At 40.0% G+C, this 17,111-nt stretch carries 15 protein-coding genes and 1 riboswitch; all 15 genes read left to right on the top strand.

Annotated elements, in window-relative coordinates; all coding sequences use genetic code 11:
* Window positions 1–440 precede the first annotated feature (440 nt).
* The 15 genes from ychF (at window position 441) to NAG76_07405 (ending at window position 17,092) form a co-directional block, all read left to right on the top strand.
* Window positions 441–1,541: a redox-regulated ATPase YchF gene (gene ychF / locus NAG76_07335; protein ID URN96034.1), complete on the top strand. Its 1,101-nt coding sequence runs from the start codon at window positions 441–443 to the stop codon at window positions 1,539–1,541.
* A 636-nt stretch (window positions 1,542–2,177) separates the two neighbouring features.
* Window positions 2,178–3,254 carry a peptide chain release factor 1 gene (gene prfA, locus NAG76_07340; GenBank protein URN96035.1) on the top strand — a complete coding sequence of 359 codons (1,077 nt, stop codon included), beginning with the start codon at window positions 2,178–2,180 and terminating at the stop codon, window positions 3,252–3,254.
* A 117-nt stretch (window positions 3,255–3,371) separates the two neighbouring features.
* Entirely contained in the window at window positions 3,372–4,304 is a 933-nt protein-coding gene (prmC, locus tag NAG76_07345) for a peptide chain release factor N(5)-glutamine methyltransferase (GenBank protein URN96036.1), read from the top strand.
* A gap of 103 nt (window positions 4,305–4,407) precedes the next feature.
* Complete coding sequence (spoIIR, locus tag NAG76_07350; GenBank protein ID URN96037.1) at window positions 4,408–5,094, top strand: stage II sporulation protein R; 687 nt, start codon at window positions 4,408–4,410, stop codon at window positions 5,092–5,094.
* A gap of 126 nt (window positions 5,095–5,220) precedes the next feature.
* Complete coding sequence (locus NAG76_07355; protein URN96038.1) at window positions 5,221–6,282, top strand: L-threonylcarbamoyladenylate synthase; 1,062 nt, start codon at window positions 5,221–5,223, stop codon at window positions 6,280–6,282.
* A 356-nt stretch (window positions 6,283–6,638) separates the two neighbouring features.
* Window positions 6,639–7,199: a manganese efflux pump MntP family protein gene (locus NAG76_07360; GenBank protein URN96039.1), complete on the top strand. Its 561-nt coding sequence runs from the start codon at window positions 6,639–6,641 to the stop codon at window positions 7,197–7,199.
* A gap of 24 nt (window positions 7,200–7,223) precedes the next feature.
* Complete coding sequence (locus tag NAG76_07365; GenBank protein ID URN96040.1) at window positions 7,224–7,820, top strand: low molecular weight protein arginine phosphatase; 597 nt, start codon at window positions 7,224–7,226, stop codon at window positions 7,818–7,820.
* 68 nt (window positions 7,821–7,888) lie between these two features.
* A riboswitch (ZMP/ZTP riboswitch) is annotated at window positions 7,889–7,969 on the top strand.
* A gap of 131 nt (window positions 7,970–8,100) precedes the next feature.
* Window positions 8,101–8,559 (top strand): ribose 5-phosphate isomerase B, encoded by a 459-nt coding sequence (gene rpiB / locus NAG76_07370; GenBank protein URN96041.1) that lies wholly within the window; start codon window positions 8,101–8,103, stop codon window positions 8,557–8,559.
* Between the two features lie 63 nt (window positions 8,560–8,622).
* Window positions 8,623–9,111 (top strand): TIGR01440 family protein, encoded by a 489-nt coding sequence (locus NAG76_07375; GenBank protein URN96789.1) that lies wholly within the window; start codon window positions 8,623–8,625, stop codon window positions 9,109–9,111.
* A 411-nt stretch (window positions 9,112–9,522) separates the two neighbouring features.
* A complete protein-coding gene (locus NAG76_07380; GenBank protein ID URN96042.1) occupies window positions 9,523–10,770 on the top strand; it encodes a serine hydroxymethyltransferase in 1,248 nt (415 codons plus the stop codon).
* A 535-nt stretch (window positions 10,771–11,305) separates the two neighbouring features.
* Complete coding sequence (locus NAG76_07385; protein URN96043.1) at window positions 11,306–12,952, top strand: peptide ABC transporter substrate-binding protein; 1,647 nt, start codon at window positions 11,306–11,308, stop codon at window positions 12,950–12,952.
* Between the two features lie 128 nt (window positions 12,953–13,080).
* Complete coding sequence (locus tag NAG76_07390; protein ID URN96044.1) at window positions 13,081–14,016, top strand: ABC transporter permease; 936 nt, start codon at window positions 13,081–13,083, stop codon at window positions 14,014–14,016.
* Window positions 14,016–14,939, top strand: a complete 924-nt coding sequence (locus NAG76_07395; protein URN96045.1) for an ABC transporter permease — start codon at window positions 14,016–14,018, stop codon at window positions 14,937–14,939. The genes NAG76_07390 and NAG76_07395 overlap by 1 nt, the downstream gene beginning before the upstream one ends.
* A 202-nt stretch (window positions 14,940–15,141) precedes the next feature.
* A complete protein-coding gene (locus NAG76_07400; GenBank protein URN96046.1) occupies window positions 15,142–16,143 on the top strand; it encodes an ABC transporter ATP-binding protein in 1,002 nt (333 codons plus the stop codon).
* Entirely contained in the window at window positions 16,136–17,092 is a 957-nt protein-coding gene (locus tag NAG76_07405) for an ATP-binding cassette domain-containing protein (GenBank protein ID URN96047.1), read from the top strand. Before NAG76_07400 ends, NAG76_07405 begins: the two co-directional genes overlap by 8 nt.
* Window positions 17,093–17,111 lie beyond the last annotated feature (19 nt).

A 17,111-nucleotide genomic window follows, 5' to 3' on the forward strand; every position in this document is an offset into this window, starting at 1 on the left:
GAGACAGCTTTCTTTGTGTAAATATGAAAAGAAGCGCGATGTATGTATGCGAAGCGTACGTGTTGTCAAGTTTCGTAAGGAAGTCATATTAAAAGTCGAGTAATCGACCGAGAATATGAACACAATGCTCTACTTCGATAGAGTTAGTTCGCTTGTCAGTACCGAGAAGATGGCATGAAGCTAGAGAAACGAAGCACGGAATGTACGTTATGTGTACATGAGTACAGGAGTGAGCGATGAATGTCATATTTGAAGTCGAATAAGCTCCGAAGATATATCATCGTAATCACAAGCGAACGGGGTCTTTCTTTGTTAGAGTGGCTAGGGTATAATAACGAAAGCTGTTTACAAATCGGTTTAAGTGAATGCTTCCGAAGTGACTTTATTGTTACGAGGTAGCTTACGAGTAATATCCAATAAAGTATCTAGGAGTTGAAATGATGGGTCTTTCATGTGGTGTTGTAGGTTTGCCCAACGTAGGTAAGTCCACACTTTTTAATGCAATTACACAAGCTGGTGCTGAATCAGCTAACTATCCATTCTGTACAATTGATCCGAACGTTGGCGTTGTAGAAGTGCCAGACGAGCGTTTAGATAGACTAGTGGAATTAGTAAAACCAAACAGTATCGTACCAACTGCATTTGAGTTTGTTGATATTGCAGGTCTTGTTGCTGGAGCGAGTAAAGGGGAAGGTCTTGGTAACAAGTTTCTAGCTCATATTCGTGAAGTAGATGCAATTGTACACGTTGTACGTTGTTTCCAAGATGAGAATATTACGCATGTATCTGGTAAAGTTGATCCGCTAAGTGATATTCAAACGATTAATTTAGAACTAATTCTTGCAGATATCGACTCTGTTGATCGTCGTATCGAACGTTCTCGTAAAAACTTAAAGAACGGTGATAAAAAGATCGCACAGGAAGTTGAAATTCTTGAGCGCGTGAAAGAAGCTTTATATGATGATCAACCCGCTCGTAGTATTGAATTGACTCCAGATGAATTGACGCTAATAAAAGATCTTCATCTGCTAACATTGAAGCCAGTATTATATGCTGCCAACGTAAGTGAAGCAGAAGTTGCTAATGCTGATGACAATGAATATGTAAAAATTGTTCGTGACTTTGCTGCCAAAGAAGGCGCTGAAGTTGTAGCAATTAGTGCAAAAGTAGAATCAGAAATTGCAGAACTAGATGGCGAAGACAAGGAAATGTTCCTTGAAGAGCTAGGTCTTTCTGAATCTGGACTTAACCGTCTAATTCGTGCTGCGTATAAATTATTAGGTCTATACACTTACTTCACTGCTGGTGTTCAAGAGGTTCGTGCTTGGACGATTCGCAAAGGTATGAAAGCACCGCAAGCAGCGGGAGTTATTCATACTGATTTTGAGCGTGGATTCATTCGTGCAGAGGTTGTATCTTACGATGATCTTTCTGCAGCAGGATCTATGGCTGTAGCGCGTGAGCGTGGTCAGCTACGTCTTGAAGGTAAAGAGTATCTAGTGAAAGATGGAGATGTTATGCATTTCCGTTTCAACGTATAGTATTAATCAATGCATAAGTAATGAATGAAAATGAAGTGCTTGGTGTATCCTTGAGAGAGGAGCCAAGCACTTTTTTTATCCACATGTGTATAATAATGTGTGTTCGATTGTGATCACGATGATAATGCTAAAGTAGTGGATTCGACGGCGAAGTTGCCATTCATCGCTTGTTCCAGTGCTCACGTACACAATACGTACGTTCAGCGCTTCGCTTCACTAGCTTCATGTCATCTTCTTGGTGCTAACAGCCGAACAATCAGTGAAGTAATAACTTCCTGGGGCGATGAATCGGCATGTATATGCCTGTCATCTTTTTGGTGCTGACAGCCGAACAATCGGTGAAGCAATACTACTTTAGGTCGATGAATCGGCATACGAAATGCCTATCATCATCTTGGGAATAATTGATGTAAAGATGGTTACTAGTGACAATGAATTCTTGATAAGTTGTGGATAATACGTTTCCATTTTGTGTATATCCCCTATTTGTTTGTGGATAACCATGTGGATAACTAGTGTTATTTGTTGATAACTTGATTTTTGGACGTTCAATATAAAGGACATATCGATTGAAACCTGTTGATGTGATATAATAATAATTATCTTATTTTGAGGAAATGACAGAGGTGAGTGACTGTGTTAGATCGTTTACAAGCACTAGCTGATCGGTACGAGAAACTAAGCGAGTTGCTATGTGATCCAGACGTATCGAGCGACCCAAAAAGATTAAGAGAGCTTTCTAAAGAGCAATCTGATCTTCAAGGAGCATATGATGCTTTTACTGAGTATAAACAAGTTAGCGAGCAATTCGATGGGGCTAAAGAAATGCTAGGCGAAAAACTTGATGATGAAATGCGCGAAATGGTGAAAATGGAACTTGATGAACTAGGTGCACGCAAAACGGATCTTGAGGAGAAGGTACGTATATTGCTTCTACCAAAAGACCCTAATGATGATAAGAACGTAATCGTCGAAATTCGAGGTGCAGCAGGTGGAGATGAGGCAGCTTTATTTGCATATGAGCTATATCGTATGTACAACAAATATGCTGATACCCAAGGCTGGAGAACAGAATTGATGGAGTTCACTGAAAATGACGTTGGCGGTTTCAAAGAGGTTATTTTCATGATTAGTGGAAAAGGTGCTTATAGCAAGTTGAAGTATGAAAGTGGAGCACACCGTGTACAACGTATTCCAGTAACGGAATCTGGTGGCCGTATTCATACGTCTACATCTACAGTAGCAGTAATGCCTGAAGTTGAAGAAGTTGATGTGGAGATCTTTGATAAAGATATTCGTATTGATACGTTCTGTTCTAGTGGAGCTGGTGGTCAGTCCGTTAATACAACGAAATCCGCTGTACGTGTGTTCCACGTACCAACGGGTATTATGGCAACTTGTCAAGATGGTAAATCTCAACATGAGAATAAAGCTAAAGCACTTCAAGTTCTTCGTGCTCGTATTGCTGATATTCAACGTCAAGAAGAAGAAGCAAAATATGCTGGCGAACGTAAGAGTAAAGTGGGAACTGGTGACCGTTCAGAGCGTATCCGTACTTACAATTTCCCGCAAAGCCGTGTCACGGATCATCGTATTGGCTTAACGATGCATAAGCTAGATGCTGTAATGAATGGTGATATCGAAGAGATCGTTAATCATCTAACATTGGCTGATCAAGCAGATCATCTTGAAAAAGAAACGATGGGTGCGTAATTGCCACCTTTAGTGAGTATATAGAGCGCTAGTTAAGAGCAAGTTCTTACTAAATAGTAAGGGGTTGCTCTTAACTGGCGCTTTCTTTCGATTAGTACAAGAAAGTGGTGAAATGTATTGTCAGAAACAATCATTACATTGGAACAATGTCTAGCGGTAAATGAGAATATTAGGACGAAATTACAGCATGCAACTTCTTATCTATTGCAATGTGGTGTTGAAGAAGCAAAAGAAAATGCACAATTAATTTTACTTCATGTTCTAAGTGTGGAGCGGGTAAACTTATTACTTATGTGGCAAGATATATTTCCTGCAGAGAAGCTTGCCCAGTGGGGAGAGTTATTGTCACGCAAAGGAAAAGGCGAACCAATTCAATATATGATTGGTGAAGCATGGTTCTATGGCAGAAAGTTTAGCGTGTCATCTGCTGTACTGATTCCGCGTCCAGAGACGGAATTGCTTGTTGAAGCGGTTCTTAAAGAGGGTATGAATTTATGGCAAGAGAAAGCGAAGCAACCTGTTGTCCTAGATGTAGGTGCAGGTAGTGGTGCAATCTCGTTAACGATTCAGCTGGAACAACCTAACTGGCGAGTGGTCGCTTCTGATATTTCAGCGGATGCATTAACGGTAGCAAAGCATAATGCAACAAGTTTTGGGATCGTTGATAAGATGGGATGGCAACAAGGTGATTTACTGCAACCATTTATAGAGGGTCAAGCTCTGCAATATGAGGGTGAACATATCGACATACTAGTATCTAATCCTCCCTATATTCCAGAGAGAGATATGGCACAACTACAAAGGGAAGTTCGTGATTTTGAACCACACCTTGCACTCGTCGGTGGTGAGGATGGACTTGATCCTTACCGTTTAATGATTCTTAAGTTAGCAGAGCTAGAAGTTAAGCCAACTATTGTTGCTTTCGAATTAGGTATTCATCAACCTGCTATTGTAGTAGAGATGATAAAAGCGATTGGTGCTTGGAACGATATCTCGATCATCACAGATTACAACGGGATAGACAGACATGTTATAGCAATAAAAAAATAGATTGATAGGTTTATAGATTAGTTGAGTTGGACACAATAGGGTTAGAGACGTTCCGGGACGCAAGCAGGTACATTTTAGCGGATGTACGAGAGGAGCTTGTGTAATGTTATCTAATTCATCCAATTCATCTAATCTATTTTCTTTTTCTTATCGTAAAGTATATGGGTATGTTGCAATTATTTTAATCGTTCTTCTTATGAGCTGGGAGTATCAAAAGGTTGATGCAGCACTACATATGGAATCTATTCCAGAAGAGTCTATTCGTCTACGTATACTTGCTAATTCTGACTCTCCTAATGATCAACTAATTAAAGCAGTCGTTCGTGATGAAGTAGTAGCTGCGATGAATAGCTGGATCACTGAACCTTTAACGATTGAGGAAGCTAGAGAAGTACTTATGGCACATGAATCAGAATTACAAGACGTTATTGCAAACACGCTTGCAAATAACGGTTATAAATATGGATTTACAACGGAAATCGGACAAGTAGAATTCCCTACAAAAATGTACGGACAGCTTGTCTACCCAGCAGGAATGTATGAAGCATTACTCATTACTCTAGGTGAAGGTGCAGGACGCAACTGGTGGTGTGTACTATTTCCTCCGTTATGTTTTGCTGACACTGTTTCAGGAGAAGCAACGGCTGATCCTTCAGTAGAAACTGCAGTAGCAACGACGACGTCAGAAGTAGAGACAGATTCAGAAGCAACTACAGATGTAGAAGTAGATTTCTTCATAGTTGAGTTGTTTGAAGATTTTGGAGCATGGATCTCCTCGTTATTTGCATAATTATTGAGGGATTGAAATATAGAAGCGATAAACGGTTAAGCCGCTTATCGCTTTTTATTATGGTCGATTGAAGATATACTATAATAATGAAGCAGTTTAAGTTGAAGAAACGAAGGATTGATACTCGTGAATAACACTACTCATTTATGGAAAGTTAATATACATCAATCAGGCTGGAAACAACAGCTAGAAGAAGCGGCTTTTGCGCTTCAACAAGGAAAACAAGTAGCATTCCCTACAGAAACCGTCTACGGATTAGGGGCAAATGCAACTTCAAGTAGTGCAGTACAAGGTATATTCGCAGCCAAAGGCAGACCGTCTGATAATCCATTAATCGTTCATATTAGCGATAAGCATCAATTGAATGGATTAGTTGAAAGTTATGATGGACTAGCAGAGCAACTAATGGAGCGGTTCTGGCCAGGGCCTTTAACCATTGTCTTACCTGTGAAGGAAGGTGTATTGTCTTCTTATGTAACGGCAGGACTAGCAACAGTAGGTGTTCGTATGCCTAATCATCCACTAGCACTTGAGCTGATTAAGCAGGCAAATTGTCCGGTTGCCGCGCCGAGCGCTAATCGTTCTGGTCGCCCAAGTCCCACACTTGCTGAGCATGTATATGAGGATTTGGCTGGGCAGATAGCTGGTATTGTCGACGGTGGTGCAACGGGAGTTGGCTTAGAATCTACTGTTGTTGAGATCGAAGGGCAATCTATTATTCGTGTGTTGCGTCCAGGTGGAGTAACAGAGGATGACTTGAGACAGTGTTGTCCACAAGCAACCATCATTACAGAAACAGAGCTTCAAAGTAAGGAAGCGCCTCGTTCTCCTGGAATGAAATATACGCACTATGCACCAAAAGGACAGCTTGTTGTTGTGAAAGGTAAGGAAGCTGATGTTGCTACTTACATCGTAAGCCAATTAAAGCAATATCAAGCGACTGAGCGGTGTGGTGTACTAGCATTTGCTGAGCATATCGAACACTATCACTATGCACAGCTTGTTATAAGTATGGGAAGTATTCATAATCTCGACGAAGCTGCTGCCTCACTTTATGCTGCTTTAAGAAGTTTTGATGAGCAGGGGATTACTCGAATATGGTCGGAGGCAAGTAGTTATGATGGCATCGGAGCAGCATTGATGAACCGATTGCAGAAGGCTGCAGGTCACGATATCGTCAACGTATAGACGAGAGGTGGTTCAAAATCGCTGACTGTGATCACGATGAGTATGCTGACGTAGCATAGTCGGCGTCGAAGATGTCCCCCATCGAAAGCCTGCGTGTGCTCACGTACACAAAACGTACGCTGTGCTACTCGTTTCCGCTGTGAGTCATCTTCTTGGTGCTGACAGTCAACGATTTTGAACTTTTATTGTAAAGGGTGGTTCACAATCGCTGACTGTGATCACGATAAGTATGCTGACGTAGCATAGTCGGCGTCGAAGATGATGCGAACATTATTTTTGATTTATTAAATTAATTGTCAACTTTATCTCCTTGTCTGCATATGTTTGTACAAGTATGGTGGACAAGGAGATAATTTATGTTAGATACCAACGAATGGATAGGACAACTTATGACGATTGCTATGATTGCAGTCGCGCTAGGATTTGATGCATTTTCACTTGGAATAGGTATTGGTCTAAAAGGAATTCGTTATCGACATATACTGAAGCTAGGGATTGTCATTGGATTATTTCATATTGTGATGCCAATTGGTGGTATGCTTATGGGCAATCTTATGAGCTCGGTGCTTGGTACTTGGGCTACAGTTGTAGCGGGCATCCTACTAATTATATTGGGTGCGCATATGATCATAAATTCATTCAAAGAAGAAGAAACACAAATATTAGATCATCGCACGTTTTGGGGGCTAATGCTCCTAGCCTTTAGCGTCAGTGTAGACTCTTTTTCGGTCGGTATTACGCTTGGCATGTTCCAAGTACAATTCTGGTTAACAGTATGTTTATTCGGAATATTAGGAGCAGTAATGGCTATGCTAGGGTTAAGTCTCGGTCGAAGAGTTAGTCAGTCTCTAGGAGTGTATGGTGAGACGTTCGGTGGTATTATTCTTGTCGTTTTCGGAGTTTATTTTATAGTATAATAGAGGTTGAAAGGAGTTGGCGCTATGAAAAGAATATTATTCATATGCACAGGTAATACTTGTCGATCTCCTATGGCAGAAGCATTTCTTAAAGGTCTTGCTCATGAAAAAGGTCTAATCGTTGCAGTTCGTTCAGCGGGAACATCTACCGTTAATGGTATGCCAGTATCCGCAAATTCGTTATATGCCTTAAACCGTCGAGGCATTCAACATAAAGGTAGTTCAACTATACTGCAAGAAGAAGCACTAGAATGGGCCGATCTCGTCCTTACGATGACTTCTGCACATAAGCGGGATGTATTGCAAAAATATCCGAGTATGATGGATAAAACTTTTACCTTGAAGGAATTCGCCTATATGGACGAAGAATTACAGCAAAAAATTACCGAGTTAGAAAGTTTGTATACAGACTTTCAGATGAAGCAAGTCCTGGGTCAACCTATGGAGGAGAAGGATCGTCAACGTCTTATTGCATTGGATCAGTCTATTCCTAATTTTGATATTGCAGATCCATTTGGCGGCTCACAGTCACATTACGATCATTGTGCTGATGAGATAGAAGAAGTTATTTTTAAGTTAGTCGACAAGTTGTTGCTCTTACGTAGTCAGCAACAAAAATAGATGGCAAATTCTAATAATTAGATGATTGATATTTATTATTAAATCCGCTATTATAAAGCTATATAAGCGGTCTTCGATGTAACTGGCGACGGAAGTGGGTAACCACGATGGAGCATCGGAGTATACGGCCGGTCGCCTGGGCAAAGAGCAACGTGCTATTAATAGCATGTTTTGCTCTTTTTTTCATTTTTCACGAAAAAGCGTTATACTACGTCTATACGTTATGTTCAAAAAAACATCTTGTATCCAATCATATTATTGAACCGAGAGGGTGTTTAGCTTGAAAATTGCAATTGGTGCTGACCACGGTGGATACCGTCTGAAAGATGAAATTGTACCGTTTTTGAAATCTTTAGGTCATGAAGTAGAAGATTTTGGTTGTGATTGTAATGGATCTGTAGATTATCCTGATTATGCATTGCCAGTATGTGACCAAGTTGCAGAAGGTAAAGCGGATCGTGGAATTTTAATTTGTGGAACAGGTATTGGTATGTCTATCGCAGCTAATAAACATGCAGGTATTCGTTGCGCATTAGTTGGAGATACATTCTCTGCACATGCGACTCGTGATCATAATGACACGAATGTACTTGCTCTTGGTGAACGAGTGACTGGTCCTGGGCTAGCATTAGATATCGTTAAAATTTGGATTGAAACACCATTCTCTAACGGCGAGCGTCATGTTGGTCGCCTGAAAAAAGTAGCAGATATCGAAAAACGATTCATTACTGGGGAGTAGTGTAGTATGACTCATTCACTTGATGATATTGCAACACAAGTTGAAACGACAATTCGTGAACTGATGGAGACATGCCAATGGACGAAACCTAAACTATTAGTATTCGGGACGAGTACTAGTGAAGTGATGGGTGAGCATATTGGCTCAGCAGGCGCAGTAGATATCGCAAGTGCGATTTATCGTGGAATTGAGGCTGCACGTCAGCAATACTCCTTTATCCCGGTGTTTCAATGTTGCGAACATCTCAATCGTGCGATTGTTATTGAACAAGATGTCGCAGATATGCTTCATAAAGACATCGTTCACGCCATTCCAGTACCAAATGCTGGGGGATCGATGGCTGCGTATGCTTATACTCAGATGAAGCAACCATGTCTAGTTGAGACAATTGCAGCAGATGCTGGTATTGATATCGGGGATACGTTTATCGGGATGCACTTGAAGCAAGTTGCTGTTCCCCTACGTGGTTCATTACGTTCAATCGGATCAGCTCATCTAACGATGGCGTATAGTAGGCCGAAGTTGATAGGTGGCCAAAGAGCTACCTACTAGAAAGTTCGCTTGTGATTACGATGATTATGCTAATGTAGCGTAGTCGACGTCGAATATGCCATTCATCGTTTGCTCCAGTGCTCGCGTACCAATAACGTACGCTCCGCGCTTCGCGTCACTAGCTTCATGTCATCTTCTTGTTACTGACAAGCGAACAATGCTGTCGAAGCAGAGCGTTTACACCTTTCGATGGTTACTTCATTGCTTCCAAGCGTCCTATTCGCTTGCGAATATGGCTTTCTAGCGAGGGTGTGACGGCTATGCATAGAAGCTTTAGTGTTGCTTCCAAGCGTATGCTTCACTTTGTGAATCTAGCTTTCCATCGTTGGCTGCTTTGCATTGGTACGCAAAAATAAATTTTTTACACTTTCATTGAAAGTATATATAAATTAAATCTTAGGAGGAATAATAATGGAACATTTACGTCAGCAAGATCCACAAGTATTGGAAGCTCTTGGTCTTGAGCTTCAACGTCAACGCGATAACATTGAACTAATTGCATCTGAAAACATCGTAAGCCCTGCGGTACTTGAAGCTATGGGTTCTGTATTAACGAACAAATATGCTGAAGGTTATCCTAGCAAACGTTACTATGGTGGTTGTGAGCATGTTGATATCGTTGAAGATATCGCTCGTGATCGTGCGAAAGAATTATTCGGTGCTGAGCATGCTAACGTTCAACCTCACTCAGGTGCTCAAGCTAACATGGCAGTATATCTTGCAGCATTGCAACCTGGTGATACTGTACTTGGTATGAATCTTGCTCACGGTGGCCACTTAACTCACGGTAGCCCAGTAAATGCTTCCGGTCTTCTATATAACTTTGTTGCATATGGCGTACAAGAAGATTCTTTCACAATCGATTACGAAGAAGTTCGTAAGCTTGCTTTCAAACACCGTCCTCGTATGATCGTAGCGGGTGCAAGTGCTTACCCTCGTATTATTGATTTTGAAAAACTTGGACAAATTGCTAATGAAGTAGGCGCTTTGTTCATGGTTGATATGGCACATATCGCTGGTCTTGTAGCTGCTGGTTTGCACCCAAATCCAGTGCCACATGCACACTTTGTTACTACTACAACTCACAAAACACTTCGTGGACCTCGTGGCGGTATGATTCTTTGTCGCAAACCTTGGGCAGCTGCTATCGACAAAGCTGTATTCCCTGGTTCTCAAGGTGGCCCTTTAATGCACATTATTGCTGCTAAAGCAGTTGCATTTGGTGAAGCATTACAAGACGAATTTAAACAATATGGAAACAATGTTGTTAACAATGCAAAAGTTCTTGCAGAAAGACTTACTGCTAATGGTATTAATCTAGTTTCTGGCGGTACAGATAATCACCTTATGTTGATCGATACACGTAACCTTAATATTACTGGTAAAGTTGCTGAGCATGTTCTTGATGAAGTCGGCATTACAGTGAACAAAAATGCAATTCCATTTGACCCAACTAGCCCGTTTGTAACAAGTGGTATCCGTCTTGGAACACCAGCTGTAACTGCACGTGGAATGGATACTGAAGCGATGGAAGTTATTGCTGATGTTGTTACAATGGTATTGAAAAATCCTGAAGATGAAGCTGTTAAAGAAGATGCTCGCGCACAAGTTCGTAATCTTACAGCTAAATTCCCTATTTACCCTGGTCTAACTTACTAATAGAGGTTATTCAATAATCTAAATTTTTGAATAGGCTCGAATAGAACGATATATTTACTGCTCTGTCAGAAAATTACTTCTGATAGGGCAGTTTTTTGTATTTTAAAGCCAAATAATATGTTTCAAATTTTACGAATAGGAGGGATTAATTATGCAAATAGTAAGGATGTAAAATGTATGTGGAGTATGAAATTATATTCAATATATTACTAGTTGAAACAACTTTTAACTGGGATAAAATGTGATCACAATATGTTCACTATTTTATTTAGTACGTTAACATATCAGTGATATAAAGGGTTCAAGCTATAAGTTATATGCAAATTATGGCTTTGTCATTTTTTGTCGTATTGACACATTTTACACTCAAGTAGTATAGTGAACCCCATGTTTTCATGAAAGAATTGTGTAATCGCAAATAAGTATAAATATTAGTTTTGTTGTATAAGAATTCACTTCTCTAATATTTTTGTCGTGATTATTTCGATTCCAACAACAAGGCTTTACCACATCTAGATAAAAGGGGAGTAAGAACATGAACAGAAAGAATCTAATTTCTATCCTTTCTTTGGTACTAGTATTAGCCATTATTACAACTGGCTGTGCGAGTGGTTCCAAGAATGAAAGTGGAGCAAGTAACAATGAATTCCGCATGAATTTAGCTACTGAGCCTCCGACATTAGATCCAGCGCAAGCGACAGATCAAGTATCTTTCACGGTAATTAATGCAATCTATGAAGGTCTAACAATTGTTGACGAGAATGGTGATGTTCAACCAGGCGTTGCTGAAAAATGGGATATCTCGCCAGATGGTAAAACATATACGTTTACAATTCGTCAAGACGCTAAATGGAAAAATGGCGATGCTGTAACTGCTAACGATTTCGAGTTCTCTTGGAAACGTGCGCTTAATCCTGAGTTAGTTCCTGAGCCTTCTCAATATGCGTACCAAATGTACTATATTGAAGGTGCTGAAGCTTACAACACTGGTAAAGGTTCCGCTGATGATGTTGCTGTTAAAGCTACAGACGAGCATACGCTTGTTGTAACTCTAACTAACCCGATTCCATATTTTGAATCATTGCTATCTACTGCTATCTACTTCCCAGTTCACTCTTCTGTAACTGAGAATGAAGCTTTTGCTGCAGCGGCTGACACAATGATTACTAACGGTCCATTCACAATGACGGAATGGAAGCGTAATACATCGATTGTTCTTGAGCCAAACGAAAATTATCATGCTCGTAATGATATTAAATTCGCAAAAGTATCAATGACTATCGTTAATGATCCAAGTTCAGAGCTTAACATGTATAAAACAGGTAAATTAGATTATGCTGGTCACCCAACGGGTTCACTTCCAACAGAACAATATGCAACACTGAAGAAAGAATATCCAGATGACTTTAATATTAAAGGAACTGCAAGTTTGTATTACTACATCATGAATACAACGGCAGAACCTTTCAATAATGCGAAAATTCGTCAAGCATTGTCTATGGCGATCAGTCGTACCGACTTGACTGAAAAAGTATCACTTGGTGGTCAAATTCCTGCATTCGGACTAGTGCCTCCAGGTATTAAAGGTGTTGAAGGCGAGTTCCGCAGTGAGTTTAAAGACGATTACTTCCAAGAAAATGTTGAGGAAGCAAAAGCTTTGCTTGCTGAAGGTCTTGCAGAAGAAGGTTGGACAGAACTTCCGGCGTTCACACTGAAATTTAACACTGATGCTACTCATCAAAAAGTAGCTGAAGCAGTTGTTGATATGTGGCGTTCAAATCTAGGTATTGATGCTCAAATCGGTAACGAAGAGTGGGGCGTTTACTTAGATAATCGTGTAGCAATGAACTTCCAAATCGAGCGTTCTGGTTGGGGAGCAGACTACAATGATCCAATTTCATTCGTAGGTCTATTCACTTCTGCTAGCGGTAATAACAACACAGGTTACGCTAACCCAGAATACGATGCTTTAATTGCTGAAATTAATGCAACAACTGATACAAAAGCTCGTATGGAATTAATTGCAAAAGCAGAAAAAATGTTAATTGATTCACATTCAATTATGCCAATTTACTATTATAGCTCTGTGCATATGATGAGACCTGATGTAAAAGGTGTGTATGTTGACTTTAAAGGCGATGTTAACTATACGCGTGGGTACTACGAACAAGAACAAGAATAGGTATCAGAGGTGGTTCTGAAAACCTGCTTTTGAACTTGCATTAATAATACAAGTCAGAAGGATATATGCTTCTTTTTCAGCATATATCCTTCTCTTGTAACATGACATCATTGGAGGTGTGACATAAGTTGGTCCGCTATATTATACAGAAGATAATGTACATGCTCCTGTCGATATTCGTATTAGCTTCGGCGACGTTCTTCTTAATGAAGGCGATACCGGGTAATCCGTTTCAGTCAGAGAAAAATATCCCTGCAGCTATTCAACAAAAGTTGATGGAGAAGTACGGATTTGATAAACCGATATGGGAGCAATACCTAAACTATATGAACAACCTGCTGCATCTTGATCTTGGAACATCAATGAAACAGCAATATACGACAGTAGAATCTGTTATTGTAAATGGTTTTGGTTATTCTATGCAGCTAGGCTTATGGGCAATACTTTTATCTGTTGCAGCTGGATTGCTTCTTGGTCTTATCGCTGCTTTAAATCATCGTAAATTTCTTGATGGTTTCACCATCTTTATCGCTGTACTAGGTGTATCTATACCTAACTTTGTTGTAGCTGCCGGATTACAGTTTATATTCGGTGTTGAATTACAATGGTTTAATGTAACGGGTCTAAACAGTCCTATGGACTACGTGTTACCTGTTATCGCTTTATCGTTCCTTCCGACAGCATTCATTGCGAGACTTACTCGTTCTAGCATGCTCGAGGTTCTTTCTGCAGATTATATTAAAACTGCAAAATCCAAAGGTTTATCAGGAAAAGTTATTCTGGTACGTCACGCTTTAAGAAATGCAATTTTGCCAGTTGTTACTTACGTCGGTCCGATGACTGCGAACATTATTACTGGTTCTGTTATTGTAGAGCAGATTTTTGGGATTGGCGGTCTAGGTAAAGACTTCGTCAATAGTATTACAAATCGTGATTACACGTTAATTATGGGACTTACGATTTTTTATGCAGTTATTCTGATGCTTGCGCGCTTAATTACAGATATCGCCTATGGCTTTGTTGATCCGCGAATTAAGTTAGCAAGAGGCAAAGGAGGATCGTAATGTCAGATCAAACGTTAACTAAGAAAGATTTTGCAAAACTAGAGAAAAATGAAGTGTCTTCTGATCTAGTTGTGCGTGAAAGTATATCTGCATGGAAAGATGCTTGGATTCGTCTCAAAGAAAACAAGCTTGCCATGATAAGTTTAGTCATATTACTAGTCATTGTTTTGTTTGCTTTTGTGGGCCAATTGATGACGCCATATGATTATAAAACGAATGATTTGTCTATAACGAATCAAGCGCCGAGTTCTGAGCATTGGTTCGGCACAGATGCCCTTGGACGAGATATGTTTGAACGTACTTGGATGGGTGCAGGAATATCTTTGCAGGTCGGTTTATATGCTGCAATAGTCGATCTCATTCTCGGAGTTATTATTGGTGGTATTATGGGGTATTACGGCGGTAGAGTGGATGAGATATTGAATCGTATTTGTGAAATATTATACTCCATTCCAAGTATGCTAGTTGTCATACTACTTATTGTTATTTTCGAACCAAGTATGTTTACGATCGTATTGGCACTTAGTATTACTGGGTGGATTAATATGGCTTGGATTGTTCGTGGACAAGTTATGCAACTGAAAAGTCAAGAATATGTGCTTGCTGCACGTACGTTAGGTGCAAGTACAAGTCATATTATGAGAAAACATCTTATTCCAAATGCAATGGGTCCAATTATCGTTACGATTACAATGACGGTACCATCTGCTATTTTCGCAGAAGCATTTCTAAGCTTCCTTGGCCTGGGTGTTCAATCACCAGCAGCGTCGCTTGGTACATTAATTAATGATGCATTGAAAGCTATGACAGTCTATCCTTGGCGTATGATTTTCCCTGCAGTGCTAATTAGTTTAACGATGCTTTGCTTTAATATATTTGGTGATGGACTACGTGATGCACTAGATCCGAAAATGAAAAAATAAAGGATGCTCACGATTATCAACTACGTTCAGAAGTACATCGAGGTGTAATATAAAAAGTTTTAGACTATGCTTCCGAAGTAACTTTTCAATCACGAGAAGTATGTCGAGAAGTAATATGAAAAGTTTTGATATGCTTCCGAAGCAACTTTTTAATATGAGAAGTAGATCGAGAAGTTTATAAAAAGTTTTAGGAGGTGGAATAATGGAAAAGCTAATTGAGGTACAGGATCTTAAAGTTCACTTTAATGTCCGTGGTGGTGTCGTTCAAGCTGTTCGTGGAGTGAACTTTCACATCAATAAAGGTGAAGCAGTAGCGATTGTTGGTGAATCTGGTTGCGGTAAAAGTGTAACTGCCCAATCTCTGATGCGCCTTGTTCCTAGCCCCCCTGCTGTCATAAGCGGTTCTATTATGTTCGAAGGTAATGATTTACTGAAAAAAAGTGAAAAAGAAATGGAAGCGATTCGTGGTAAAGATATCGGGATGATCTTTCAAGATCCAATGACTTCTTTGAATCCTACCTTAACAATAGGCACTCAAATCGTTGAAGGTTTGTTGAAGCATGAGAAACTAAGTAAAGCTCAGGCTCGTGATCGTGCAATTGAAATGCTTACACTTGTAGGTATTCCGAATCCAGCAGATCGTATTAAACAGTATCCTCATCAATTTTCTGGTGGTATGCGTCAACGTGCGATGATTGCCATTGCACTAGCTTGTAATCCTTCACTGTTAATTGCTGATGAGCCTACAACTGCGCTAGATGTAACGATCCAAGCGCAAATTATGCAAGTGATGAAAGATTTGCAGAAAAAGATGGGTACGTCCATCGTTCTAATTACACATGATCTTGGTGTCGTAGCCGATGTCTGTGATAGAGTAATTGTTATGTACGCAGGTAAAGTGGTAGAAACAGGAACGAAGTATGAGATTTTTAATAATCCACAACATCCTTATACAAGAGGTTTGCTTCGCTCTGTACCACGTCTTGATCAGAAAAAAGATGAACCATTGATTCCGATTCATGGTACTCCACCAGATCTATTCTCACCACCTAAAGGTTGTAGTTTTAGTGCGCGTTGTCCTGAAGCGATGAGAGTATGCGTTAATAATGATCCAGATCTTGTATCGGCAGAAGATAATGAAGCTCATCGTTCTGCTTGTTGGTTACTACACCCTTATGCGAAAGAGGGGGTTCAGAATGAGTAAACCATTGATAGAAGTTAATCATCTGAGTAAATTTTTCAACCTTGGAAATAATAATATTCTAAAAGCTGTTAACGATATAACATTTTCCATACAGCAAGGTGAAACAGTAGGTGTTGTTGGTGAGTCTGGATGTGGAAAGTCTACTGCCGGCCGTACAATGATGCGTTTATATGAACCTACTGAAGGAGAAGTATTGTTTCAGGGGAAAAATATTTATGGGTTAAAAGGCAATGAGATGAAGGCCCTTCGTCGTAATATGCAGATGATATTCCAAGATCCATATGCATCGCTTAATCCGCGTATGACGGTTATGGATATAATCGGAGAAGCATTAGATGTTCACAACTTAACAAGTAGTCGTGCTGAGCGTAAAAAGAAAGTAGAACAACTACTGGAACTTGTTAATCTAAACTCTGCTCATGCATCACGATATCCTCATGAATTTTCTGGTGGACAACGTCAACGTATCGGGATTGCACGTGCACTTGCAGTAGATCCAAAATTCATTATTGCCGATGAACCGATATCCGCACTAGATGTATCGATTCAAGCACAAGTGGTGAATCTCTTGCAAGAACTGCAACGTGACATGGGGTTAACATATTTGTTCATCGCGCATGATTTATCTATGGTTAAACATATAAGTGATCGTGTTGCGGTTATGTATCTTGGTAAAATTGTAGAGCTGGCAAGTAGTGAAGATTTGTATGCTGATCCTAGGCATCCATATACAAGAGCTTTAATGTCTGCTATTCCGATACCTGATCCTGAAGTTGAGGCAACAAGAGAACGTATCGTATTAACTGGTGATTTACCAAGTCCAATCCATCTTCCGTCAGGATGTCCTTTCCATACAAGATGTCCGATCGCTACAGATAAATGTAAGGTAGATGCTCCTAAACTGTTAGATGTTAAGAAGAATCACTTCGCAGCTTGTCATTATGCTTAATCAAAACGTATAATGAGAA

This window comes from Candidatus Pristimantibacillus lignocellulolyticus, assembly GCA_023639215.1.
Taxonomy (GTDB): domain Bacteria; phylum Bacillota; class Bacilli; order Paenibacillales; family Paenibacillaceae; genus Pristimantibacillus; species Pristimantibacillus lignocellulolyticus.